Annotated in this window: 1 protein-coding gene; it reads left to right on the top strand. The window is 67.0% G+C overall.

The genetic code is table 11. The annotated features are described in order from the left end of the window. The first annotated feature begins 78 nt into the window (after nt 1-78). The gene (locus RM445_RS31945) at nt 79-1,347 is read left to right on the top strand and encodes an IS256 family transposase (protein ID WP_311560595.1); all 1,269 of its coding nucleotides are present in this window, start codon (nt 79-81) and stop codon (nt 1,345-1,347) included. The last annotated feature ends 39 nt before the right edge of the window (nt 1,348-1,386 follow it).

The raw sequence follows: 1,386 nt of genomic DNA, 5'->3' as shown, positions 1-1,386 counted from the left end.
GGGACTGTCCGATCTTCGGTGTAAGTGCTGATCCGGCCTGACACGCCGAGCCGTTGGGCTTGGCGGGAAGCAGGCAGCATGACCGACACGATCGGGCCCGTGGACGGGCTCAATGAGGACGACAAGCAGCGGTTGGCGCAGCGGCTGGTAGATCAGGCCCGACAGCAGGGGGTGGACCTGGTCGGGCCCGAGGGGCTGCTGACCGGGCTGACCAAGACGGTCCTGGAGACCGCACTCGAGGAAGAGCTTTCCGGGCATCTCGGGTATGGCAAGCACGACCCGGCCGGGCGCGACGGCGGAAACTCACGCAACGGCACCCGGTCGAAGACGGTGTTGACCGAGGTCGGCCCGGTCGAGATCGCCGTGCCCCGCGACCGCGACGGGTCCTTCACCCCGGCGATCGTGCGCAAGCGGCAGCGGCGGTTGGACGGGGTCGACCAGCTGGTGTTGTCGTTGACCGCCCGCGGCCTGACGACCGGGGAGATCGCCGCGCACTTCGCCGACGTCTACGGCGCCACCGTCTCCAAGGACACGATCTCGCGGATCACCGAGAAGGTCGCCGGGGAGATGGCCGACTGGCAACACCGGCCGCTCGATCGCGTCTACCCGGTCATCTTCATCGACGCGCTGGTGGTGAAGGTCCGCGACGGGCAGGTCACCAACAAGCCCTTCTACATCGTCATCGGCGTCACCTGCGCCGGCGAACGCGACATTCTCGGGATCTGGGCGGGCGATGGCGGCGAGGGCGCGAAGTACTGGCTCGCCGTGCTCACCGAGATCAAGAACCGCGGCGTCGACGACGTGTGCATCGTGGTCTGCGACGGCCTCAAAGGGCTGCCGGAGGCGATCACCACCACCTGGGAGCTCGCCCAAGTGCAGACCTGTGTGATCCACCTGATCCGCAACACCTTCCGCTACGCCGCCCGGCAGGACTGGGATCAGATGGCCAAAGACCTCAAGCCGGTCTACACCGCGGTCAACGCCACCCAGGCCGAAGCCCGCCTCGGCGAATTCGCGGAGAAGTGGCAGGGCAAGTACCCGGCCGCGGTCAAGCTCTGGCGTTCGGCCTGGCCGGAGTTCATCCCGTTCCTGGACTACGACGTGGAGATCCGCAAGATCATCTGCACGACGAATGCGATCGAGAGTCTGAACGCCCGCTACCGCCGCGCCGTGCGGGCACGCGGGCACTTCCCCAACGACGCGGCGGCGTTGAAGTGCCTCTACCTGGTGACCCGGTCCCTCGACCCCACCGGACGCGGTCGGGCACGATGGGTCATCCGATGGAAGGCCGCTCTCAACGCCTTCGCCATCACCTTCGACGGACGCATCAACCCGTCGAGCAACTGAAATGCCGGACGACACTTACACCGTTCGTCGGACACTCCC

Origin of the sequence: Pseudonocardia charpentierae (genome assembly GCF_031845345.1) — a bacterium.
In the GTDB taxonomy this organism is placed as follows: Bacteria; Actinomycetota; Actinomycetes; order Mycobacteriales; family Pseudonocardiaceae; genus Pseudonocardia; species Pseudonocardia charpentierae.
Note: the sequence above shows the minus strand (reverse complement) of the source record. Positions and strands in the feature narration are given on the sequence as shown.